The sequence below is a fragment of the Pseudomonas sp. S06B 330 genome (assembly GCF_002845275.2).
Classification (GTDB): Bacteria; Pseudomonadota; Gammaproteobacteria; order Pseudomonadales; family Pseudomonadaceae; genus Aquipseudomonas.
Window position 1 is genome coordinate 1802721 of the sequence record NZ_CP088149.1, and the last position, 22697, is coordinate 1825417.

The 22697-nt window shown below is 60.2% G+C and carries 19 protein-coding genes; 13 read left to right on the top strand and 6 right to left on the bottom strand.

The window, feature by feature from the left end; all coding sequences use genetic code 11:
• The first annotated feature begins 71 nt into the window (after positions 1–71).
• Entirely contained in the window at positions 72–968 is an 897-nt protein-coding gene (locus CX511_RS08425; RefSeq protein WP_101292095.1) for a 1-aminocyclopropane-1-carboxylate deaminase/D-cysteine desulfhydrase, read from the top strand.
• Here CX511_RS08425 and CX511_RS08430 read toward each other — a convergent pair.
• Positions 965–1513 carry a cytochrome b gene (locus CX511_RS08430; protein WP_045187266.1) on the bottom strand — a complete coding sequence of 183 codons (549 nt, stop codon included), beginning with the start codon at positions 1511–1513 and terminating at the stop codon, positions 965–967. The two genes, CX511_RS08425 and CX511_RS08430, sit on opposite strands and share 4 nt — an antisense overlap.
• A gap of 170 nt (positions 1514–1683) precedes the next feature.
• Here CX511_RS08430 and CX511_RS08435 point away from each other — a divergent pair, with 170 nt between their 5' ends.
• The gene (locus CX511_RS08435; RefSeq protein ID WP_101292094.1) at positions 1684–2970 is read left to right on the top strand and encodes an arsenic transporter; all 1287 of its coding nucleotides are present in this window, start codon (positions 1684–1686) and stop codon (positions 2968–2970) included.
• Positions 2971–2983: 13 nt separating this feature from the next.
• Here the strand turns inward: CX511_RS08435 and CX511_RS08440 are convergent, their stop codons facing one another.
• A complete protein-coding gene (locus CX511_RS08440) occupies positions 2984–3928 on the bottom strand; it encodes a DUF1853 family protein (protein WP_101292093.1) in 945 nt (314 codons plus the stop codon).
• Between the two features lie 137 nt (positions 3929–4065).
• On the opposite strand from CX511_RS08440, the gene CX511_RS08445 reads away from it, so the two are divergent.
• From CX511_RS08445 to CX511_RS08495, 11 genes are all read left to right on the top strand, one after another.
• A complete protein-coding gene (locus CX511_RS08445) occupies positions 4066–4956 on the top strand; it encodes an NAD(+) kinase (RefSeq protein WP_045187274.1) in 891 nt (296 codons plus the stop codon).
• Positions 4953–5927, top strand: a complete 975-nt coding sequence (locus CX511_RS08450; protein WP_177327811.1) for a metallophosphoesterase — start codon at positions 4953–4955, stop codon at positions 5925–5927. Before CX511_RS08445 ends, CX511_RS08450 begins: the two co-directional genes overlap by 4 nt.
• Positions 5924–6796: a rhomboid family intramembrane serine protease gene (locus CX511_RS08455; RefSeq protein WP_101292092.1), complete on the top strand. Its 873-nt coding sequence runs from the start codon at positions 5924–5926 to the stop codon at positions 6794–6796. Before CX511_RS08450 ends, CX511_RS08455 begins: the two co-directional genes overlap by 4 nt.
• 14 nt (positions 6797–6810) lie before the next feature.
• Complete coding sequence (locus tag CX511_RS08460; RefSeq protein WP_045187281.1) at positions 6811–7071, top strand: YeaC family protein; 261 nt, start codon at positions 6811–6813, stop codon at positions 7069–7071.
• Positions 7068–7898 (top strand): DUF2797 domain-containing protein, encoded by an 831-nt coding sequence (locus tag CX511_RS08465; RefSeq protein ID WP_045187283.1) that lies wholly within the window; start codon positions 7068–7070, stop codon positions 7896–7898. The genes CX511_RS08460 and CX511_RS08465 overlap by 4 nt, the downstream gene beginning before the upstream one ends.
• A gap of 12 nt (positions 7899–7910) precedes the next feature.
• Positions 7911–10568, top strand: coding sequence for an aminopeptidase N (gene pepN / locus CX511_RS08470; RefSeq protein WP_045187285.1), 2658 nt, complete (start codon positions 7911–7913; stop codon positions 10566–10568).
• A gap of 239 nt (positions 10569–10807) precedes the next feature.
• Positions 10808–11854, top strand: coding sequence for a WD40/YVTN/BNR-like repeat-containing protein (locus CX511_RS08475; RefSeq protein WP_082071396.1), 1047 nt, complete (start codon positions 10808–10810; stop codon positions 11852–11854).
• Between the two features lie 20 nt (positions 11855–11874).
• Positions 11875–14253, top strand: a complete 2379-nt coding sequence (locus tag CX511_RS08480) for an efflux RND transporter permease subunit (protein ID WP_409077878.1) — start codon at positions 11875–11877, stop codon at positions 14251–14253.
• Between the two features lie 148 nt (positions 14254–14401).
• Positions 14402–14698: a DUF5629 family protein gene (locus tag CX511_RS08485; protein ID WP_101292099.1), complete on the top strand. Its 297-nt coding sequence runs from the start codon at positions 14402–14404 to the stop codon at positions 14696–14698.
• On the top strand, positions 14664–15803 hold the full coding sequence (locus CX511_RS08490; RefSeq protein ID WP_082071397.1) for a lactonase family protein: 1140 nt from the start codon (positions 14664–14666) through the stop codon (positions 15801–15803). The genes CX511_RS08485 and CX511_RS08490 overlap by 35 nt, the downstream gene beginning before the upstream one ends.
• A gap of 121 nt (positions 15804–15924) precedes the next feature.
• Positions 15925–16104: a hypothetical protein gene (locus CX511_RS08495; RefSeq protein WP_101292098.1), complete on the top strand. Its 180-nt coding sequence runs from the start codon at positions 15925–15927 to the stop codon at positions 16102–16104.
• Between the two features lie 50 nt (positions 16105–16154).
• Here the strand turns inward: CX511_RS08495 and CX511_RS08500 are convergent, their stop codons facing one another.
• The 4 genes from CX511_RS08500 to CX511_RS08515 all read right to left on the bottom strand — a co-directional run bounded on the left by CX511_RS08500 (position 16155) and on the right by CX511_RS08515 (position 22680).
• A complete protein-coding gene (locus tag CX511_RS08500; RefSeq protein ID WP_158239992.1) occupies positions 16155–16865 on the bottom strand; it encodes a ribonuclease T2 family protein in 711 nt (236 codons plus the stop codon).
• Between the two features lie 339 nt (positions 16866–17204).
• Positions 17205–17798, bottom strand: coding sequence for a glutathione S-transferase (locus CX511_RS08505; RefSeq protein ID WP_101292089.1), 594 nt, complete (start codon positions 17796–17798; stop codon positions 17205–17207).
• Entirely contained in the window at positions 17795–21442 is a 3648-nt protein-coding gene (locus CX511_RS08510; RefSeq protein WP_101292088.1) for an AAA family ATPase, read from the bottom strand. Before CX511_RS08510 ends, CX511_RS08505 begins: the two co-directional genes overlap by 4 nt.
• Entirely contained in the window at positions 21439–22680 is a 1242-nt protein-coding gene (locus tag CX511_RS08515) for an exonuclease SbcCD subunit D (RefSeq protein ID WP_101292087.1), read from the bottom strand. The genes CX511_RS08510 and CX511_RS08515 overlap by 4 nt, the downstream gene beginning before the upstream one ends.
• Between the last annotated feature and the right edge of the window lie 17 nt (positions 22681–22697).

Sequence of the window (22697 nt, forward strand, 5' to 3'; positions counted from 1 at the left end):
TGTGGCGCGCGGCGGGGTGCCGATCCCGCCGCGCTGTTAGACTGCTGGTTCCTTGAGGCAGTGATCTTTACATGTTCGCCTTTGATGCTCTTCCCAATGCCCCCCTGCAGCGACTGGAGCTGAGCTGGTTACGTCGGTTCGGCGTTGAGTTGGCGGTGCTGCGCCTGGACCTGATTGATCCGCTGATCAGCGGCAATAAGTGGTTCAAACTGCTGGAACACCTGCGTGTGGCCCAACACCTAGCTGCCCCCGGTGTCATCAGCCTGGGGGGCGCTCACTCCAATCATCTGCACGCGCTGGCAGCTGCCGGTAAACGTTTCGGTTTTGCCACGGCAGGCCTGTTGCGCGGGCATTTTCAGGACACCCCCACAGTGCGTGATCTGCACGCCTTTGGCATGCACCTGCATTGGTTGGGCTATGCCGGTTACCGAGCGCGGCATCAGCCGGACTTTTGGCAGCCTTGGCAGAGCCACTACCCGAACTGGCACTGCATACCTGAAGGTGGTGGCGGTTCGTTGGGGGTCAAAGGCTGCGCCCTGATTGTTGAGCAGGCTCGCGCACAGTTGGCAACATTGCGGTGGCCGGACTATGACGGCTGGTGGCTGGCGGCGGGAACAGGCACCACCTTGGCCGGGTTGGTGCTGGCTGAGAGCGGTGCCCATCAAGTGCATGGCGCCTTGGCCGTGCCAATGGACCATGGCGTCCCTACACAGGTTCAAGCCTTGGCCGGGGCCTATGGATACCGGCTGTACGAAGCCAGTCGCGGCGGTTTTGCCAAGGTCGATGAGGCCTTGTTGGCGTTTATCGCCGCTTGCGAGGCCGAGTCCGGTGTACCGCTGGAGCCGCTTTACACCGGCAAGGCACTGATGGCCTTGCAACAACAGGTGGAGGCGGGTGCCTTTACCCCCGGCACCCGGCTGATTTTCCTGCACAGCGGCGGCCTGCAGGGCCGCCGCGGCTTTGCCTAGCCTTTATACGGCAGCATGCGCACAAGGGTGTTATCGCGCTGCACATAGTGATGGTACAGCCCAGCCAGGGCGTGCAGGCCGATCAGCCAGTAACCCCAGCTGCCAATGCGCTCGTGCCAGCCCTTGATGAACTTGGCCAGGTCCATATCCGGTGCGATCAGGGCCGGCAGCTCAACGCCATAGAACGGGATAGGTTTGTTCGCCGCGCTGAGAATCATCCAGCCGGCCAGCGGCAGACCGATCATCAACAAGTACAGGGCCAGATGCATCAAGTGAGCAAGGCCGGTCTGCCAGGCGGGCGGAGCCGGGATGATCGGTGGTGTCGGACGGCTCACACGCAGGGCCAGGCGCAACCAGACCAGTACGAACACGGTCAGGCCGAGCATGAAGTGCAAGTCTTTCATCAAGTTGCGTTCGACGCTGTCTTTGGGAAACAGGCCACGCAGTTCGATCAGGGCATATACGGCCGCCAACAGCACCAGCATTAACCAGTGCAAGGTGATCGACAGGCCGCTATAGCGGGCCGTAGGTGTCTTCAGGGTCATGGTTATTCCTTTATCATCAGGTGGAAGTCGGTGCTCTTTTGGCGCCGTGGCATCACTTTAATCGCTGGTATGGCGATTGCCTGTCGATTGCAACAAATAATTGCCAACGCCACATTGATCTGTCGCTAGAATCCGGCGGTTTGTCCTCCTTCGTTCTCAAGGTTTTTGAAATGCTGATGGCGTCGCTGATTTTCCTGCTGACCATTACCCTGGTGATCTGGCAGCCCCGAGGGTTAGGGGTGGGGTGGAGTGCGAGCGGTGGCGCGTTGTTGGCACTGCTCAGTGGCGTGGTGCACTGGGGTGATATTCCGGTGGTCTGGCAAATCATCTGGAACGCTACCGGTACCTTTATCGCCTTGATCATCATTAGCCTGCTGCTCGATGCTGCTGGTTTCTTCGCCTGGGCGGCCTTGCATGTGGCGCGCTGGGGGCGTGGCAGTGGGCGACGGTTGTTCTGTTACATCATCCTGCTGGGGGCGCTGGTCTCAGCGCTGTTCGCCAATGACGGTGCGGCGCTGATCCTGACGCCGATTGTGGTGGCCATGCTTCTGGCCTTGCGTTTCAGTCCGGCGGCGACCCTGGCGTTTGTCATGGCTGCAGGTTTTATCGCCGACACCGCCAGCTTGCCGCTGGTAGTGTCGAACCTGGTCAACATTGTCTCGGCGGACTTCTTTGGTATCGGCTTCAACCGCTATGCCGCCGTGATGGTGCCGGTGAACCTGGTCGCGGTGGTGGCAACCCTGGCGATGCTGCTGTGGTATTTCCGTCGTGATATCCCGGCTGACTACGACCCCTTACAGCTGGACCGACCGCGCAGCGTAGTGCAGGACCCGGCGACCTTCGTTGCCGGATGGCTGGTCTTGGTGATCTTGTTGATCGGCTGCTTTGCGCTGGAGCCGCTGGGTATTCCCATCAGTGCCATCGCGGCGCTGTGCGCGTTGGTGTTGCTGCTGGTGGCGGCGCGTGGGCACAAGATATCCACGCGCAAGGTGCTCAAAGAGGCGCCCTGGCATATTGTGGTGTTCTCGCTGGGGATGTACCTGGTGGTCTATGGCCTGCGCAACGCCGGATTGACGGACTACCTGGCCGGCTGGCTGGAAAACTTTGCCCAGGGTGGGGTGTGGGGCGCCGCCATGGGGACGGGGCTGCTGGCCGCGTTGCTGTCGTCGATCATGAACAACCTGCCGACGGTGCTGATTGGCGCGCTGTCGATTGACGCAAGCACGGCCAGTGGCGTGGTCAAGGAGGCGATGATCTACGCCAACGTGATTGGCAGCGACCTGGGGCCAAAAATCACTCCGATCGGTAGCCTGGCCACGCTGTTGTGGTTGCATGTACTGGAGCGCAAGGGGGTGAAGATTGGCTGGGGCTATTACTTTAAGGTCGGGATTGTGCTGACGGTGCCGGTGTTGCTGTTGACCTTGGCGGCGTTGGCGTTGCGTCTGAGTCTGGGTTAACGACGGCCTTTACTCAGTCTGGCAGGTTCGGCCACTGATCAGACACCAGAAACACCCGCTGCGCTTCCTGCCAGTCGCCACCTTGCACTTCCACCATGCGCACCAGCAGTTGCGCGGGTGCCAGTGGATCAAGCGCGTGAAACCAGCTTTCCAGGCGTGCTGCTGACCAACATGCCTCAGGCTCACAACGCGCCGGCGCCAGCCAGGCTTGGCGCGGCAAGGGTTGCCAGGAACCATCGTGACTGTGCTCGACATAAGCTGGCCAATCGCGCTGATGTAACCACTGCCCACGCAAGTGCTGGGGGTGTGCACCGGCAGGCGAGTCGGCATGGCCGGGCCATGGATAGAACAGGTAGCCGCCAAGCCAGAGCTGCGCGCTGAACTGCTTGATACCCAGTGCCGCCAAGGCTTCACGGCTTTCTGCCCGGGCAGAAATTGGCAGTTGGTGTGCGCTCAGATGCGCCAGCTTACGGTCCAGACGGTCATGACAACCTGGGCCCAGCCAGTGCGCCGGGTCCTTGCCATCGCCGCCTGGCGGCCCCAGATAGAGTTTGATCGCCAGTTCCAAATGGTGCACGCCTTGCTCATCGCGCAGGAGAATATCCAGCTCGCCCAAGGTGTGGCCACCGGTGCGGATTGGCAAATTGGCAGCCAACAGCTCGACCCCTGGCGCTTGCTGCAAGGCAAATTGCCAGAGACGTTCGTAGTACAGACCTAATCGCCGCGTGGTGGTTTGCGCTAGCCAGTGATCCAGCGCGCCGCTGTCGTGGTCCAGGGCGTATAACCAGTGGTGCAGGCGTTCAGGGTGGGCAACCCAGTCACTGCCCGCCAGCGGATGTCGTTGGGGCCAGGGCGTGTCGTGCAGCATCGGGGGCGCGAGGATAACCCAGGCCAGGTCGCGCACGTGGGGCTGGCGCAACTGGCGGGGCAGGTCGATCAGGCCGGGGAAAGGGTTCATCCAGCGAGCATAGCCGCTAACCTTCGGGCCTTGGCGATTTTCTCCGGCGTTTGCTGCCACCCGGCGCTTTCGCCCATAATCGAACTCTTTGGCGCAATTGCGCCTCTTTACCCGCCGTAGCGTCTAGCAGGAGCCCCATGGAGCAATTTCGCAATATCGGTATCATCGGTCGCCTTGGCAGTTCGCAGGTGCTCGATACTATTCGCCGACTGAAAAAATTCCTGCTGCAACGGCATCTGCACGTCATCCTCGAGGAGACGATTGCCGAAGTCCTGCCTGGCCACGGTCTGCAGACCTCGTCGCGCAAGCTGTTGGGTGAAGTCTGCGACCTGGTCATCGTGGTTGGCGGTGATGGCAGCCTGCTCGGCGCCGCCCGCGCCTTGGCCAAGCACAACACCCCGGTGTTGGGTATCAACCGTGGCAGCCTGGGCTTTCTGACCGACATCCGTCCTGATGAGTTGGAGGTCAAAGTCGCCGAAGTGCTCGATGGCCATTACCTGGTGGAAAACCGCTTTCTGCTCCAGGCCGAAGTGCGCCGCCACGCCGAAGCCATTGGCCAGGGCGATGCGCTCAATGACGTGGTCCTGCATCCAGGCAAATCGACGCGGATGATCGAGTTTGAGATCTACATCGATGGCCAGTTTGTCTGCAGCCAGAAGGCCGACGGCCTGATCGTCGCCACCCCGACCGGTTCGACGGCCTATGCGCTGTCGGCGGGCGGGCCGATCATGCACCCTAAACTCGACGCTATTGTCATTGTGCCGATGTATCCGCACACGCTGTCCGGGCGGCCGATCGTGGTCGATGGCAACAGTGAACTGAAGATCGTGGTGTCCAAGGACCTGCAGATCTACCCGCAGATTTCCTGTGATGGCCAGAACCACTTTACCTGCGCCCCTGGCGATACCATTACGGTGAACAAGAAGCCGCAGAAACTGCGCCTGATTCACCCACTGGATCACAATTACTACGAGGTCTGCCGGACCAAACTCGGTTGGGGCAGCCGCCTGGGTGGTGGAGGCGAGTGATGCTCGATCCAGCCCGTAGTTACGACCTGATTGGTGACGTGCACGGCTGTGCGCACACCCTCGAACGCCTGCTCGATGCCCTCGGCTACAAGCGCCAGGGCGGTGTCTGGCGCCACGCCCAGCGCCAGGCGCTGTTCCTCGGCGATATCATCGACCGCGGCCCGCGGATTCGCGAGGCGCTGCACATCGTCCATGACATGGTCGATGCAGGTCAGGCCTACTGCATCATGGGCAATCATGAGTACAACGCGCTGGGTTGGAATACCCCGGCTTTGCCCGGCAGTGGCAAGCAGTTCGTGCGCGAACACAACCCGCGCCACGGTCGGCTGATCTACGAAACCCTGACCCAATTCGAGCAGCATCCAGGCGACTGGCATGATTTTCTCGAGTGGTTTTACGAGTTGCCGTTGTTTATCGATGCTGGGCGATTCCGTGTCGTGCATGCCTGCTGGGACCGGCGGCTGATCGAACCGTTGCGCCAGCAACACCCAGATGGCCGTATCGATGAGCATTTCATCCAGGCCTCTGCGGTGCCTGAGAGCTTTGCCGCGACAGTCTGCAACCGTCTGCTGCGCGGTACCGACATGCGCCTGCCGGACGGTCTGACCCTGACCGGTGGCGACGGCCTGACGCGGGCCTTTTTCCGCACCAAGTTCTGGGAAGAAGATCCGCAAACCTACGGCGATATCGTCTTCCAGCCGGATGCCCTGCCGGAGAAAGTCGCCAGTACGCCACTGAGCCACACCCAGAAAAATGCCTTGCTGCGCTATGGAGAGGACGAGCCCATGCTGTTTGTCGGCCATTACTGGCGCAGCGGCAAACCGGCACCGATCCGTTCCAACCTGGCCTGCCTGGATTACAGTGCGGTGTTGTACGGCAAACTGGTTGCTTACCGACTTGATGATGAAACTCAGATCGACCCACGCAAGTTTGTTTGGGTCGACGTGGACCGGCCGGAGGCCAACCAATGAGTGCAGTGGTGGTGTTGCGTATGCCCTTGAACACCGACCTGAGTGGCTTTGTCGGCTTATTGCGACGCCTGCAGGTGCCGCATCGGGTCAGCGAAGAGGGCGGTGATCAGGTGTTGTGGGTAGCGGAAAACCTCGCCGAGGATGTCCGCGAGTTGTACCAGCGCTTTCCCGAAGGCGATGCCGACTTCCAGCTGCCCGCCGATGCCGCCCTGACGCCGGCGTCACGGCCGGGTTTCGCCGAACAGTTACAGGCCAGCAAGGCCACTGCGGTGGTGTTGTTGCTGTGCCTGATCGTCGCCGGGCTGACCGGTCTCGGTGACAACTTTGCCACCCTGAGCTGGCTGACCTTTCTCGATTTTCGCGTACAGGGCGAATACCTGTACTTCACCCCGCTGGCGGCGAGCCTGGCAGACGGCCAATGGTGGCGTCTGTTCACGCCGATGCTGGTGCATTTCGGCATCCTTCACCTGGCCATGAACGCGCTGTGGTATTGGGAGCTGGGTCGACGTATCGAACTGCGTCAAGGGCCCTGGTCGCTGCTCAGCCTGACCTTGTTGTTCAGCTTGGTCTCCAACGCCGCGCAGTACCTGTTTGGCGGGCCGAGCCTGTTTGGCGGCTTGTCGGGGGTGCTCTATGGCCTGCTTGGGCACGTCTGGCTGTACCAGTGGCTGGCGCCCAATCCGGTCTACCGCATGCCGCGGGGGGTACTGGTGATGATGCTGGTCTGGCTGCTGCTGTGCCTGTCCGGATTGGTCAGCTTGCTGGGCTTCGGCCAAATTGCCAACGCCGCTCACGTGGGCGGGCTTTTGGTCGGTTGCCTCAGCGGGCTCTTGGGCGGGGCGCTGGCCCGGCGTAAACTGACGGCTTGATTTTGGGAGACGCTATGTCCACTTTTGCGCAAATGATCGAAAACATCACCCCGGAAATCTACGAAAGCCTGAAACTGGCCGTGGAACTGGGCAAATGGGCGGACGGGCGCAAGCTCACCACCGAGCAGAAAGAATTGTCGCTGCAGGCGGTGATCGCCTGGGAACTGCAGAACCTGCCTGAAGAGCAGCGTACCGGCTACATGGGCCCGCAAGAGTGCAGCTCGAAGTCGGCACCAGTGGCCAACATCCTGTTCAAGTCGGATGCGGTCCATTGATCGAACTTGGCCGCGGCTCCATCAGTAAAATGTCGGCGCGTCTTGACGCGTCGGTGGTGCAGTACGCTTTTCGTCTGGGCGAGCAGGAAGTGCCGGTCAATCCGTTGATCGGCAAGACCCTGCGCCTGGAATACCTTGGTGCCATCCATTGCAGTCACTGCGGTCGCAAGACCAAGACCAGCTTCAGCCAGGGCTATTGCTACCCGTGCATGACCAAGCTGGCCCAATGCGATGTCTGCATCATGGCCCCGGAAAAATGCCACTACGATCAAGGCACCTGCCGCGAACCCTCCTGGGGCGAGCAGTTCTGCATGACCGATCATGTGGTGTACCTGGCCAACTCCTCGGGTATCAAGGTTGGTATCACCCGTGCCACTCAGCTGCCCACTCGCTGGCTTGACCAAGGCGCCAGTCAGGCATTGCCAATCGTGCGGGTCGCTACCCGGCAGCAATCGGGCTTGGTCGAAGACCTGTTCCGCAGTCAGGTCGCTGATCGCACCAATTGGCGGGCACTGCTCAAGGGCGATGCCGAAGCGGTTGACCTGCTGGCGGTGCGTGATCAGTTGTTCGACAGTTGCGCCGAGGGGCTGACCGCCTTGCAGGCTCGCTTTGGCCTACAGGCCGTGCAGCCATTGAGCGACGGCGAAGTGCTGGAAATCCGCTATCCAGTCGAGGCCTACCCGAGCAAGATCGTCAGTTTCAACCTGGACAAGAACCCGGTGGCTGAAGGCACACTGCTGGGGATCAAGGGTCAGTACCTGATTTTCGATACCGGTGTGATCAATATTCGCAAGTACACGGCGTACCAGCTCGCCGTGCATCAGTAAAAGGACCGCCACATGCGTACCGAACAGCCGCAAGTGATCTACCTCAAGGACTATCAGGCGCCCGAGTACCTGATCGACGAGACGCACCTGACCTTCGAACTGTTCGAGGACCACAGCCTGGTTCACGCGCAGCTGGTCATGCGCCGTAACCCCGCGCGTGGTGCCGGCTTGCCGCCGCTGGTGCTCGATGGGCAACAGTTGGAGTTGATTGCAGTCGCCATGGACGACCAGGCGCTGCAAGCGGCTGACTACCAGCTGGACGACAGTCATCTCACCGTGCAGCCGAAAGCTGCAAGCTTCACGCTCGACACCAGCGTAAAGATCCACCCGCAAAGCAATACCGCGCTGGAAGGCCTGTACAAGTCCGGCAGCATGTTCTGCACCCAGTGTGAAGCCGAGGGCTTTCGCAAGATCACCTATTACCTCGACCGCCCGGACGTGATGAGCAAATTCACCACCACGGTGATCGCCGAACAGCATCGCTACCCGGTGCTGCTGTCCAATGGCAACCCGGTCGGTACCGGCCCGCAAGAAGATGGCCGGCATTGGGCAACCTGGGAAGACCCGTTCATGAAACCGGCCTACCTGTTTGCCCTGGTGGCTGGTGACCTGTGGTGCGTCGAAGACAAGTTCACCCGTCAGTCGGGCCGTGACGTCACCCTGCGCATTTATGTCGAGCCAGAAAACATCGACAAATGCCAACACGCCATGACCAGCCTGAAAAAGTCCATGCGTTGGGATGAGGAAGTCTATGGTCGTGAGTACGACCTGGATATCTTCATGATCGTCGCGGTCAACGACTTCAACATGGGCGCCATGGAAAACAAGGGCCTGAACATCTTCAACTCCAGCTGTGTACTGGCCCGCGCCGAGACCGCTACCGATGCCGCGCACCAGCGGGTCGAGGCAGTGGTTGCACACGAATACTTCCACAACTGGTCGGGCAACCGCGTGACCTGCCGCGACTGGTTCCAACTGTCGCTCAAGGAAGGCTTCACGGTGTTCCGCGATTCGGAGTTCAGTGCCGACATGAACTCGCGTACGGTCAAGCGTATCGAAGACGTAGCCTACCTGCGTACCCACCAGTTCGCCGAAGATGCCGGCCCCATGGCTCACGCCGTACGCCCGGACAGCTTCATCGAAATCTCCAACTTCTATACCCTGACCGTTTACGAGAAAGGTTCGGAAGTGGTGCGCATGGTCCGTACTTTGCTCGGTGCCGAAGGGTTCCGCAAAGGCAGCGACCTGTACTTCGAGCGCCATGACGGCCAGGCCGTGACCTGCGACGACTTCATCAAGGCCATGGAAGATGCCAACGGCGTCGACCTGACGCAGTTCAAGCGTTGGTACAGCCAGGCCGGTACTCCGCGTGTGGCGGTCAGCGAGGTGTATGACAGCACCGCGAAAACCTACAGCCTGACCTTTCGCCAGAGTTACCCGGTAACCCCGGACAAGGTCGAGAAGCAGCCGTTCGTGATTCCGGTTGAGCTGGGCCTGCTCGATGCCCAGGGCAACGACATCGCCTTGCGTCTGCAAGGTGAAGCGGCTGCCGCTGGCACCTCGCGGGTACTGTCGGTGACCGAAGCCGAGCAGACCTTTACCTTCGTCGACGTCAGTGCCAAGCCGCTACCGTCGTTGCTGCGCGGCTTCAGCGCGCCGGTCAAACTGAGCTTTCCGTATGATCGCGATCAGCTGATGTTCCTCATGCAGCACGACAGCGACGGCTTCAACCGCTGGGAAGCGGGTCAGCAGCTGTCGGTGCAAGTGCTTCAGGAGCTGATCGCCCAGCACCAGCAGGGCAGTGCCCTGGTGCTTGATCAGCGGTTGGTCACGGCGCTGGGAACGGTGTTGGCCAATGAGCAGTTGGACCAAGCCATGGTGGCCGAAATGCTCTCGCTGCCAAGCGAAGCCTACCTCACCGAAATCAGCGAAGTGGCTGATGTCGATGCCATCCACGCGGCCCGTGAGTTCGCTCGCAAGCAGATCGCCACGCAGCTGTTCGACGCATTGAATGCGCGTTACCAGGCCAACCGTGGTGTGTCGCGCGTGACCGAATACGTGGCCGAAGCTGAGCATTTTGCCCGTCGCAGTCTGCAGAATATTGCCTTGTCGTACCTGATGCTCAGTGGCAAACCTGAAGTGCTGGCCGCGACTCAGGAGCAGTTCGACGCCTGTGACAACATGACCGAGCGCCTTACCGCGCTGGCCGTGCTGGTCAACTCGCCGTTCGAGGCTGAGCGTGCCAAGGCACTTGAGGTCTTCGCCGAGAACTTCAAGGACAACCCTCTGGTCATGGATCAATGGTTCAGCGTGCAGGCAGCCAGCACCTTGCCGGGCGGCTTGGCACGGGTCAAAGCGCTGATGCAGCATTCGGCGTTCACGATGAAGAACCCGAACAAGGTACGTGCCTTGATCGGTGCCTTCGCCGGCCAGAACCTGGTCAACTTCCATGCTGGCGATGGTTCTGGCTATCGTTTCCTGGCGGACCTGGTGATCGAACTCAATGCCCTCAACCCGCAGATTGCCTCACGGCAATTGGCACCGTTGACCCGCTGGCGCAAATACGACGGCGCCCGTCAGGCACTGATGAAGGGTGAGCTGGAGCGCATCCTGGCGTCCGGCTCACTGTCCAGCGATGTTTATGAAGTCGTGAGCAAGAGCCTGGCGTAATGGCCTGATCGCCAGCAAGGCTGGCCCCACCGTCCTCCCGAGAGACTGTGGGGGCCAGCCTTGCTGGCGAGAACTACCCCGCAAATCCTTCGCTTAACAAAAGATAACGTCCCGTTCGTTGTCAGCCCTTCAAAAACCCCGATAGGATGGCCCTCAGCTTTTGCGGGGCTCTGGAACACGGTTTTTCGCAGTGCCTGCAAATAGATTGACCCAAATAACAATAATCGGGGGACAGATCTATGACCGAGCCATGCATGGCAGGTACTGGCGGCGCAGCGCGCGTACGCCCATGGGCATTGGCCGCCAGCGGTTTGCTGGTGATCGCAATGGGGTTGTCGGCCAACACGGTCGCGGCGGCAACGTCCGAGGCCAAGGTTTACTCCACGGAATCGGCCAAGGCCGAAAAGAGCCTGTTGCTCGACGTGACCCAAGCCGGCCCACGCCTGATCACTGTCGGTGATCGCGGCCATATTCTCTTCTCCGATGACCAGGGTAAGACCTGGACCCAAGCCAAGGTGCCGACCCGGCAACTGCTCACCGCCGTTTATTTTGTCGATGCCAAGCACGGCTGGGCGGTCGGCCATGACGCGCAGATTCTGGTCAGCAGCGACGGCGGTGTGACCTGGACCAAGCAATTCGAAGACCTGCAACGTGAAGCGCCGTTGCTCGATGTCTGGTTCAAGGACGCCGAGCACGGCTTTGCCGTGGGTGCTTATGGCGCGCTGCTGGAAACCACTGACGGTGGCAAACAGTGGCTCGACGTTGCTGATCGACTGGACAACGAAGACCAGTTCCACCTCAACGGCATTGCCCAGGTCAAAGATGCCGGTCTGTTCATCGTCGGTGAACAGGGCAGTATGTTCCGCTCCAGTGACGACGGTCAGACCTGGCAAAAGCTTCAAGGCCCTTATGAAGGTTCACTGTTTGGTGTGATCGGTACCGCCCAGCCGCGCACGTTGCTGGCCTATGGGCTGCGTGGCAACCTCTACCGCTCCACTGATTTTGGTGACAGTTGGCAACAGATTGAACTGAAGGCCGCCCGCGGTGCCCTCGAATTTGGCTTGGCAAGCGCTACGCTTCTCGCTAATGGCAACCTGGTGTTGGTCGGCAACGGTGGCAGCGTCCTGCGTAGCAGTGACGACGGTCAGACGTTCAGTATCTTCAACCGTGCTGATCGCATCGCCCTGGCGGCTGTCAGTGGTCGCAATGGTGAAGGGCTGGTGCTGGTTGGTCAGGGTGGTGTGCACCTGGCTTCGGCCCAGGGCGCTGAAGGAGTGCAGCCATGAGCCAGCAGGAGCAGTTCAACATGAATCAGCAGCACCATCACGACAAGGCGACCCTGCTTGAACGCCTGATCTTCAACAACCGCCCGGTGGTGATTCTCATCTGCCTGCTGGTTAGCGTATTTCTGTTCTGGCAGGCCACGCAGATCCGTCCTTCGACCAGCTTCGAGAAAATGATTCCGCTTGAGCATCCCTTCATCGAGAAGATGCTCGAACACCGTAACGACCTGGCCAACCTCGGCAACACCGTGCGCATTTCGGTGGAAGCCACCGATGGCGATATCTTCAGCAAGGACTACATGGAGACCTTGCGCCAGATTCATGACGAGGTCTTCTACATTCCGGGGGTCGATCGCTCCGGGCTGAAGTCGCTGTGGAGCCCTAGCGTGCGCTGGACCGAGGTGACCGAAGAAGGCTTTGCTGGTGGTGAAGTCATTCCCAACACTTACGACGGTTCGCCCGACAGCCTCGACTTGTTGCGCAACAACGTGCTCAAGTCCGGCCAGGTCGGTCGCCTGGTGGGCAACAACTTCAAGTCGAGCATCATCGATGTGCCGCTGCTGGAGTCTTACCCGGATCCGCAGGACCAGAGCAAACTGATCAAGCTCGATTACCAGCAATTCTCCCATCAGCTGGAAGAGAAGATCCGCGACAAGTTCCAGGCGCAGAACCCGAATGTGAAGATTCACATCGTCGGTTTCGCGAAAAAGGTAGGTGACCTGATCGATGGCCTGGTGATGGTGGCGATGTTCTTCGGTATCGCCCTGGTGATCACCTGGATTCTGCTGTACTGGTTCACCTGGTGTATCCGCAGCACCATCGCCGTTTTGATCACCACCCTGGTGGCGGTAGTCTGGCAACTGGGGCTGATGCATGCGGTAGGGTTCGGCCTTGATCCGTATTCGATGCTGGTGCCGTTTTTGATCTTCGCCATCGGCATTTCCCACGGGGTGCAGAAGATCAACGGCATTGCCCTGCAGTCGAGCGATGCTGATAACGCCCTGACCGCTGCCCGACGCACCTTCCGCCAGCTGTTCCTGCCGGGGATGATTGCGATTCTGGCCGACGCCGTAGGCTTCATCACCTTGTTGATCATCGACATCGGCGTGATCCGTGAACTGGCTATCGGTGCTTCGATCGGCGTGGCGGTGATCGTGTTCACCAACCTGATCCTGCTGCCGGTGGCGATTTCCTATGTCGGCATCAGCAAGAAGGCCATCGAGCGCAGCAAGAAGGACGCGACCCGCGAACATCCGTTCTGGCGCTTGTTGTCCAACTTCGCCAGTGCCAAGGTCGCGCCGGTGTCCATCGTCCTGGCCTTGCTGGCCTTCGGTGGTGGCCTCTGGTACAGCCAGAACCTGAAGATCGGCGATCTCGATCAAGGCGCACCGGAGCTGCGTCCGGATTCGCGCTACAACAATGACAACAGCTTCATCATCAATAACTACTCGACCAGTTCCGACGTACTGGTGGTCATGGTCAAAACCCCGACCGAGGGGTGCTCGATCTACTCGACCATGGCGCCGATCGACGAGCTGATGTGGAAGATGGAGAACACCCCGGGGGTGCAATCGGCGATTTCCCTGGTGACGGTCTCCAAGCAGATGATCAAGGGCATGAACGAGGGCAACCTGAAATGGGAAAGCCTGTCGCGAAACAGCGACGTGCTCAACAGCTCTATCGCCCGTGCCGACGGCCTGTACAACGCTGACTGCTCGCTGGCGCCAGTGCTGGTGTTCCTCAACGACCACAAGGCTGAAACCCTCGATCGGGCAGTCAATGCCGTGAAAGAGTTTGCCGACACCCACAACAAGGAAGGTCTGGAGTTCCTCCTCGCAGCCGGTAACGCCGGGATTGAGGCGGCCACCAACGAGGTGATCAAGTCGGCCGAGCTGACCATCCTGATCCTGGTGTACATCTGTGTGGCGGTGATGTGCATGATCACCTTCCGCTCGTTTGCCGCGACCTTATGCATTGTGCTGCCGTTGGTGCTGACATCGGTGCTGGGTAACGCGCTGATGGCGTTCATGGGCATCGGCGTCAAGGTCGCGACCTTGCCGGTGGTGGCGCTGGGTGTGGGTATTGGTGTCGATTACGGCATCTACATCTACAGCCGCCTGGAAAGCTTCCTGCGTGCCGGCCTGCCGCTGCAGGAAGCCTATTACCAGACGCTCAAGTCCACCGGTAAAGCGGTGCTGTTCACCGGCCTTTGCCTGGCCATCGGCGTGTGCACCTGGATCTTCTCGGCAATCAAGTTCCAGGCCGACATGGGCCTGATGCTGACCTTCATGCTCCTGTGGAACATGTTTGGCGCGCTGTGGCTGTTGCCCGCGCTGGCACGCTTCCTGATCAAACCGGAGAAAATGGTGGGCAAGGCGAGCGGTTCGATTTTCGCTCACTGATCGGTGTGGTAAGCGGGGCCACTGCGTAGCCCATCGCCGGCAAGGCCGGTTCCCACAGGAGTGGCATGTTCTGTGGGTGCCGGGCTTGCCGGCGATGCGTTTGAGGATGGAGTATCATGGCATTTTTCCAGCCGATGATACCTGCGCAATGACAACCCTTTCCCAAGCCCTCGAAACGTGCGACATGCTCCTGATCGACGGCTTGCACGCGTTTGCCTTCACCTTCAATGACACCGGCCTGCAGATCGAATGCATGGACGGTCGAGCCCGCAAGACATGGTCCTTTTCCCCCGAGCAAATTACCGCCGCCCGAGCCGACGGCCAGGATTGGCTGATCGCTGCCGACAGCGCCGAGCATCGGCTAGTCTGTATGAGTGCCTTTAGCGCATCGGATGAGAGTGAGGACGACGATGAAACGCCAGCTGACGACGCTGTTGATCGCTAGTGCCATGAGTGTGTTCAGCGCGGCCCATGGCACGCAATTGCTGGTGGGCAGCTACACCGATGGTGCCAGTGAAGGGCTGTACCGTTATGCGTTCAGCAGCGTCAGCGGTCAGATTGGTGTCAAGCCGTTGCAGGTGCTCAAAAGCGAGAACCCCTCCTGGCTAACGCTTTCGGTCGACCATCGACTACTGTTCGCGGTCAACGAGAACGGGGCGGGCAAGGGCCAGGCCGGCAGTTTTTCTGTCAGCGCCAAAGACGGCACCCTCAAGCCCCTCAACCAGATCAGCAGCGGCGGCGATGAGCCGACCCATGCCAGTCTCAGCCATGACCAGCGTTACCTGTTCGTCGCCAACTATGGCGTGCAGCCGACGCCTGGTGGCAGCCTGAGCGTGTTGCCGGTGGCCAAGGATGGCAGGTTGGGTGCCTCGGTGCAGCAGGATCAGCACAAGGCCAGCGGCGCCAACCCGGAACGCCAAGCCGGCCCCCATGTACATTCGGTGGTGTCTTCACCGGATGGCCACTACGTGTTTGCCAGCGATCTGGGGGCCGACAAGGTATTTATCTACCGCTATGACGGTGCCAGCCCCAAGCGCCCGCTGAGTCCAGCCACGCCAGCATTCGTCGATTTGCCGCCAGGTAGCGGTCCGCGCCATCTACTGTTCAGCAGCGACGGCAAGCAGGCCTACCTGACCCTGGAAATGAGCGCGCAGGTGGTGCTCTTTGAGCACAACGACGGCAAGTTGATCGAGCGCCAGCGTTTGCCGCTGACCGAACAAAACGATGTTGCGGCCAAAGCCGCAGGCGCTTTGCACCTGTCTGCTGACGGGCGTTTTCTGTATGTCAGCAACCGCGGCACGGCCAATGAGTTGTTGGTTTTTGCGGTGGACGAAGACAGCGGCAAGCTGATGCAAGTGCAGCGACGCAGTGTGGAGGGTGACCACCCCCGTGAGTTCGTCATCGATCCATCGGGCAAGTTCCTCCTGGTGGCCAACCAGAAGAGCAACGAGATCGTGGTAATGCGCCGCGATCCGCGTAGCGGCATGCTTGGCGAAACGGTGCAGAAGCTGCCTCAGGACGCACCGTCCGACCTGAAATTCATCGACTGACTATCAACCGCCTTGATAATGGCTACTGCTGCAATGAATTTCTGTACGCCGCGTGAGCGGCGTAAGTTTGAACCACGGCCTGCAACGGCCACTTCAAACCACAGACTTCGAGGTCAGCGCCATGAACTTCAATCTCTTTCCGGTCATCGCCGCTTCTGCCATTTCTGCTTCGGTTGCCTTGCCTGCCCACGCTCAGGTTGAAATCAGTGAGCGTAAGTCCTCCACCCTCAGCTACACCCAGAAATACTTGCAACAAAGTGCCAACTTCTACGCAGCATTGGACCACAAGGCACAGCACTGATTGCCAGAGTTAAGCCGCAGCCTATCAGGATTGCGGCTTTGCAGCGGCCGTCATACTGGAGGGGCGGGAATCAAGGTGTATTTGTCCTGGCATGCAGTGCCGATTTGCAGATGCTTTTCCTCGGTATACGGTTGGCCAGCGCTGTCGATGAGGTAGAAAACCTCATGCAAGTATTGCTGTTCGTTGTGAACAAAGCAGCGGAATGATGTGTTGTCTGGAAACGCCTTTTTGATGCTTGCAAACTCGGCGCCCTTACCAACCCACGCACTGAACATCGCCTCGTCGTACTGGATGATATCTGAGTACAGATTCGCGAGGTCGTCAAAGTAACCTTCCATGGTTTTGCCTGTGCAGGTTCCATGTTTTTTCCATTCATGCGCGAACATACCCTGTGGCTCTTTCGTCACCAACTTTCTGAGATCTTTATTACCCAATACATCCTCCATCGCTTTGTCAGTCATGGGGCAGGCTTCGCCCTTGCACGCAGCCGAGTTGGCGCAAAATTGTGGGTGACGGTTGGTTTTTTGTTCAGTGCTCTTGTTGTAGGGCCAGATGCCATGAGCCAGAAAGCCTCTTTCAAGATCGTCACAACCGGCTACCGTAGGGGATCTGGCGCAAAAAGAAGGTTGCCAGGTCGCCGCGTAAACAAGAAATTCAGGCTTTACAGTGTCAGGGACGATTTCTTCGTTGGGGTCGAGTGCCAGCGCATAGCAACTGACAAGACTTAAGGCTACGGCAGCGAAATAACGCAGGGTGTTCATGGGCTCACTCCATTGAATGCACATGTGGTGCAGCACCATTGAAGCGGTAGCAACGCGCCGGGTCTACTGGCAGAAATGTCAGGTCCGAGGGGAAATGTAAAACTTCTGGTAGTGGCATGTGGCCACGTTATTTAATTTGGCGCTAAATTTTTGACTCTTCTCGACCCGAGGACGAAGCATGATCTGGCGCATCGTGGCGGTACTGCTGTTTCTCTATTCTTCGCCGATCCTGGCGGTATGAGGCCAGGTGCTGTAGCCGCTGCCGAGGTAGGGGGCTGTGATCGACTGCAGGGCAGTCGCAACGCGGGCACAGTCAAGAAGACAGAGGGTGCACAGGCCTTAACGCGCCATGATTGCCTTGAACAACGGCGACTCAAGCCAGCCCTGCAACCAGGCACGCAAGTGCGGGTAGGGCGCTGCTGCAAACCATTCGGGCTCGACTGCAGAAAACTGGCGCATCAAGGGTAGCAATGCTGCATCGGCCAGGCTCGGATGTTCGGCGAACAAATAGGCGCGCTGGGCCAACCGCGCTTCCAGCTCGGCCAGCCAAGGTTCAGCCTGCTGGCGATAGTGTTCGCGTGAATGCTCTGGATAACGTTCAGCGTATTTGTACAGGTTGACCTGAACCTTGAAGTCTCGGTCGTTACGGGCGATCAAGGCATCAGCCGCGTCTGCCGCCAGGGGATCGGCGCGCAGCAGCCAATCCTGCGGATCATGCTGGGCCAAAGCCCAGCGCATGATATCCAGGCTTTCATCGAACACCTGCTCACCGGCACTCAATACCGGTACCGTGCCTTTGGGCGACAAGGCCAGCAGCTCGGCCGGCTTGGCCTTGAGGCTGACCTCACGGATGTCCACCGGGCATTGACTGTAACGCAGCGCCAGGCGCGCACGCATGGCCCACGGGCAGCGGCGGAACGAGTAGAGAATCACCCACTGACCTCCACTGTACTCAAGCCATTGCCTTGACGCCGTACCTGGATCTGTACCGGGATGCGCTCGTGCATTTCTTGCACGTGGGAAATCACGGCGACTTTGCGGCCCTGGGCCTGCAAGCCATCAAGGGCGTCCATGGCCAGTTGCAGCGACTCCGGATCAAGGCTGCCGAAGCCTTCGTCGATAAACAGCGATTCGATGCGCAAGGTGCTTGAGGCCATCGACGCCAGGCCCAGGGCCAGGGCCAGCGATACCAGGAAGGTCTCACCACCGGACAAAGAGTGCACTGAACGCAGCTCGTCGCCCATCTCGGTATCCAGTACCAATAGGCCAAGCAGGCTGCCGCCGCGCTTGAGGCGGTAGCGCCGCGCCAACTGACGCAATTGGGCATTGGCGTGATGCACCAGCAGATCGAGGTTGTAGCCTTGGGCGATCTTGCGAAAGGTGTCGCCCGTCGCCGAGCCGATCAGGGCGTTGAGCCGCGCCCAACGTTGCCATTCGGCATAGGCCTGAGTCATTCGCTCGGCCAGGGCCTGGTTGGCCTGTTGGCGGCGTTGATCGTCGGCCTGTTGGGCACGCAATTCGGCGCAAGCCTGTTCGCTGGCAGTCAGTTGTTCCTGCAAGGTTTGCAGGGCTGACGCCAGTGCCTCAGCGGGTAGTTCCAGCGTGGCCAGGGCCTGATGCTGTTGCAGACGCTGCTGGCGTTCCTTGAGCAGGATTTGCGCTTGCTCCAATGCTTTGTCACTGTCCAATAGGCGCTGGCGCAGTTGGCTGACGGCATCGTCATCGAAACCCAGTAATTGCTCCAGGCCACTGTCATCCAATTCGGGATGCTGCTGACGCCACTGCTCGATTTGACTGCGAACCTCAGCGTGTTCTTGTTCCAGCGCCTTTAAACGTTCGCCCTTGGCCTTGAGTTCAGCGGCCAGTTCAATCAGTCGAGCCTGCGCTTGCTGCAGTTGCTGGCTGACCTGGTCCTGTTGCTGGCGAGCGTGCTCGACCGTCTGCTCCAGGTGCTGTTGCCACTGCTCAGCACTTGTTTGCTCGCCGAGCAGGTCGGCGAGACTGGCCTGGCTCTGTTGCTGTTGGCGCTCCAGCTCGCTGAACTGCTGTTGTAGCTCTGCTTGTTTCAGGGCTCGCGTCTGTTGTTGCAGTTGGGCCTTGTCCAGGGATTGCTGGCGTTCGCTGTGTTCTTGCTGCTCGTCCTTGCGCCGTTGCAGCAAGTCCAGGCGCAAGGCCAGTTGCTGGTCCAGGTGCAGGAAGGTCGCTGCAGGCTCGCGGCGCAGGTCGTCGAGAACAGGCGCTGGCAATACGCTGGCAACGCTTGCCAGGTCTTGCTCCAGGCGCTCTTGATCGGCATCCAGGGCTTGCTGCTGATGGCTGAGCTGCTGATTGGCCTGCTGGCTGGAGTCGCTGGCACGCTGCAGTTGCTGTTGCAGGCGCGCTGCTTCTTTTTGCAGGGTCAGCAGGGTGTTCTGGCGCTGCTCATCGCGGCTGATGTCGTCGCTCAGTCGGCGCGCTTGCAATTGCAGCCAACCAGCGCGTTGGCTGCTGTCCTGCTCCAGCAGCACACTGTTGAGCGGGTGAGCCTCAAGGTCCGGAGCGATGGCGTGTAGCTGCTCGGCCAGTTGCTCCTGCTGGTGAATGTATTCTTTAATCTGGCCGTTGACGCCACCCAGTTGGGTACGCAGTTCATCCAACTGCTGTTTCAGCGCGTCGACCGCTTGCTGGGCGTTGTGCTCTTCATCCTGGTCATGGCGACCCAGGCTTTGTAGCAGCGCTTCAGGCTGATGGTAAGGGTGCTCCTGGCTGCCGCATACCGGGCAGGGCTGGTCATCTTGAAGTTGTGCGCGCAGTTCTTCGACGCTTTGGCTGCGGGCCAGTCGCTGGCGTTCCAGCAGTTGCCGGGTGACCGTCAGGGTCTGTTCGGCAGCGGTCAGTTGGTTCTTGCCGTTGAGGCCTGCACTGATCAGCTGTTCGCGCTGTTTGAGGGCGGCTTGCTGGCGCTCGCGCAAGGCGGCCTGGCGTTGTTCCAGTTCCTGCTGTTGATGCCACAGGTGGCTGAGTGTTTCCACCTGGCGCTGCTGCTGGCGATTTTTCTGCAGCAGCTCGCCGAGCAAACCGATCTGTTCAGCCAGGGCGTCGGGTTCAGCCTGGGCTTCGTGGTAGAGCAGGGCAAGGGCGGCGCGTTGTTGCTCCAGTGCAGCATTGGCCTGCTCGACCCGTTGCTGCAAACCTGGCAATTCGGCGCGTCCCTGATTCAGCCGGTTACCCAGTTGCATCAACTGTTGCAGGCGGTCGCGGTAGGCACTCCAGGCGTCACTCAAGCCTGCCAGTGATTCACTCTGCACAAGCTGTTCGCAGATCTGGCCGAGGCGTTCTTCGGTCAGTCGCTGGTGTTCTGCCAACTGCAGCAGGTGCTGCTGGCCTTCATTGCAGGCCTGCTCAGCCTGTTGCTTGAGGGTCTGGCAGTTGGCCAGTTCCTGGCTCAGGCGGGTCAGGCTGTTTTGTTCGGCAAAGGCCTGGCGCAGCAACGGCGCGCTTTCGCTTTGCCGAGCCAGGGCGTGAGCCAGCCCCTCTTGCGCGCCGAGCTGTTGTTCGTGCAGTTGCTGCTGGCGTGCTTGCTGCTCATCGTGTTGTTGGTGCAAGACGCTGATACGGTCGGCCAAAGGCGCGAGTTGGCTGCTCAAGGCCTGTTGACGGGCGAACTGATGACGTTGCGGCGCCAGGTGCTCCAGACGTAGCAGGTTCAGGCGCTCGCCCTGCAGGTTGTCACTGTGCTGTTGAGCGCTGAGTAATTGCTCGCTGCTGTTATGCACCTGGGCTTGCAGTTGCTGCAGTTCGTTCAGCCAGGCGCGTTGCAGTTCCAGCTGGCGCAGTTGCGTCTGCTCGCCTTTGAAGCGCTCCAGCGCCTGGTGGTAGCGCTGGTCAAGCTCGGCGCGAGCCTCGTCGGACAACGGCATGACCCCGGCGGCTTGCTCCTGCAATATTTTGTGCGCTTCTTCGGCCTCTTTGCTCTTGCTATAGGCGCGGCGCCCAAGCTGGCTGTAGATCGCCGTGTTGGTGAGCTTTTCCAGCAGTTCACTGCGGTCTTTGTCGTCGGCCTTGAGGAATGCACTGAACTCACTCTGGGCCAGCATCACGGCGCGGGTGAACTGTTCGAAGTTCAAGCCCAGGCGTGATTCGATCAGTTGTTTGTATTCGCCCTTGCTCTGGTTGCTCAACAGCTGATCACTGTCTAGGTCGTGCAGGCTCTGGCGACTGCCTTGCAGTTTGCCGTTGGCCTTGTCGCGGGCGCGATTGGCCTCCCAGCGTGCGCGGTAGCGGCGACCATCGATGCCGACGAAGTCGACTTCGGCAAAGCCGCTGCCCGTGCCACGGCGCAGCAGGGTACGCGGGTCACTGGTAAGGATGTCGCTGTCGACTTCCGGCAGCTTGGTTTCCCGGCCGATGTTGCTCAGCCGCGGTACGGCGCCGAACAGCGCCAGGCACAGGGCATCGAGCAGGGTGCTCTTGCCGGCACCGGTCGGCCCGGTGATGGCGAACAGGCCAGCGCTGGCCAGCGGTTCGGCGGTGAAATCGATTTCGAACGGACCGGCCAGCGATGCCAGGTTCTTCAGGCGGATGGCGAGAATTTTCATGGCTGTTCCTCTTGCTGCTGAACGTCCTGCAACAACAGGGCGAAGTCGGCCAGGGTCTGCTCGTCCACGGTATTGCCGTAGGCCTGGGCCCAGGCGCGGCTGAACAGTTCTTGCGGGGTCATCTGACCCAGCTCTACCAGGGCCGTATCATCCACCTCTGCCCCTTCGCCGTTGCCCGCGTACTCGGCGCCGATGCGCACCAGGCGTACGGCCTTGCCCTGCAACGCGCTTTCCAGTTGCTGGCGCAGGTCCGGCTGTGGCTCGTCCAGACGCACCCGCACTTCCAGCCAGGGCTGACGTTGCGGGTCATCGAGCAGGTCGACCACTGGCAAATCGGCCAGTTGCGCAAGAATCTCAGGCAAAGGCGCGGGGCCGAGGCGTTGCAGGTGCACAGCACGTGGGATCAGGCGTGATTCAACACTGGCCAGAGCGCTGCCATCGATTTCGATTTCGAGGATCTGGTGCTGATAGCCGATTTCCGAGAACGACAGCGGGATGGGCGAGCCGCTGTAGCGAATGCGATCTTCGCGATTGACCCGCTGTGGCTTATGCAGGTGACCCAGGGCGACGTAGCTGATGTCCTTACTGAACAGGCTGGCGGGCAGGGCTTCGGCGTTGCCGATGATCAGGCTGCGCTCGGAGTCTTCCGAGACCGAACCGCCGGCCATGTGCGCGTGGCTGACGGCGATCAATGCCTGACCCGGCTTGCGCCGCTCAAGTGCCGCTGCGATCAAGAGCTCATGCACCTGGCCGATGCCGCGCAGGTAATCGTCGCCCAAGTGCGCGCCAGTGACTTCGGCCGGCCGCAGGAAGGGCAGGGCCAGGCACCAGGCAGCGACTTTGCCGCGGGCATTGGTCAGGGGGATCAGCAGGCGCTCGCTATCGAGCACCCCCTCATCAAGCCATTGCACCCGGCCCAGGGCATGGGTGCGCAGGCGACGCATCAAGGGTGCTGGCAGTTCAATACGCGAGCCGGAGTCGTGGTTGCCGGCGATCATCACGATGTTCAGTTTCGGCTGTTGCTCGTGGGCCTGGACGATGAAGTCGTAGAGACGTTCCTGGGCTTTGACCGGCGGATTGACTGTGTCGAAGATGTCGCCAGCGATCAGCAGCGCGTCAGGTTGGCGCAGCTTGAGCTGGCTGAGCAGCCACTCAAGGAAACAGGCGTGTTCGAAGTCGCGTTCCTGGCCATGTAGGGTTTGTCCCAAGTGCCAGTCGGAGGTGTGAAACAGACGCATGAAGGGTTCCGCAGATT

Bases quoted from the DNA above. Each gene is read 5' to 3' on its own strand.
- CX511_RS08425 (WP_101292095.1), top strand. From the start codon at position 72: ATGTTCGCCTTTGATGCTCTTCCCAATGCCCCCCTGCAGCGACTGGAG.
- CX511_RS08430 (WP_045187266.1), bottom strand. From the start codon at position 1,513: ATGACCCTGAAGACACCTACGGCCCGCTATAGCGGCCTGTCGATCACC.
- CX511_RS08435 (WP_101292094.1), top strand. From the start codon at position 1,684: ATGCTGATGGCGTCGCTGATTTTCCTGCTGACCATTACCCTGGTGATC.
- CX511_RS08440 (WP_101292093.1), bottom strand. From the start codon at position 3,928: ATGAACCCTTTCCCCGGCCTGATCGACCTGCCCCGCCAGTTGCGCCAG.
- CX511_RS08445 (WP_045187274.1), top strand. From the start codon at position 4,066: ATGGAGCAATTTCGCAATATCGGTATCATCGGTCGCCTTGGCAGTTCG.
- CX511_RS08455 (WP_101292092.1), top strand. From the start codon at position 5,924: ATGAGTGCAGTGGTGGTGTTGCGTATGCCCTTGAACACCGACCTGAGT.
- CX511_RS08460 (WP_045187281.1), top strand. From the start codon at position 6,811: ATGTCCACTTTTGCGCAAATGATCGAAAACATCACCCCGGAAATCTAC.
- pepN (WP_045187285.1), top strand. From the start codon at position 7,911: ATGCGTACCGAACAGCCGCAAGTGATCTACCTCAAGGACTATCAGGCG.
- CX511_RS08475 (WP_082071396.1), top strand. From the start codon at position 10,808: ATGACCGAGCCATGCATGGCAGGTACTGGCGGCGCAGCGCGCGTACGC.
- CX511_RS08480 (WP_409077878.1), top strand. From the start codon at position 11,875: ATGAATCAGCAGCACCATCACGACAAGGCGACCCTGCTTGAACGCCTG.
- CX511_RS08485 (WP_101292099.1), top strand. From the start codon at position 14,402: ATGACAACCCTTTCCCAAGCCCTCGAAACGTGCGACATGCTCCTGATC.
- CX511_RS08490 (WP_082071397.1), top strand. From the start codon at position 14,664: ATGAAACGCCAGCTGACGACGCTGTTGATCGCTAGTGCCATGAGTGTG.
- CX511_RS08495 (WP_101292098.1), top strand. From the start codon at position 15,925: ATGAACTTCAATCTCTTTCCGGTCATCGCCGCTTCTGCCATTTCTGCT.
- CX511_RS08500 (WP_158239992.1), bottom strand. From the start codon at position 16,865: ATGAACACCCTGCGTTATTTCGCTGCCGTAGCCTTAAGTCTTGTCAGT.
- CX511_RS08510 (WP_101292088.1), bottom strand. From the start codon at position 21,442: ATGAAAATTCTCGCCATCCGCCTGAAGAACCTGGCATCGCTGGCCGGT.
- CX511_RS08515 (WP_101292087.1), bottom strand. From the start codon at position 22,680: ATGCGTCTGTTTCACACCTCCGACTGGCACTTGGGACAAACCCTACAT.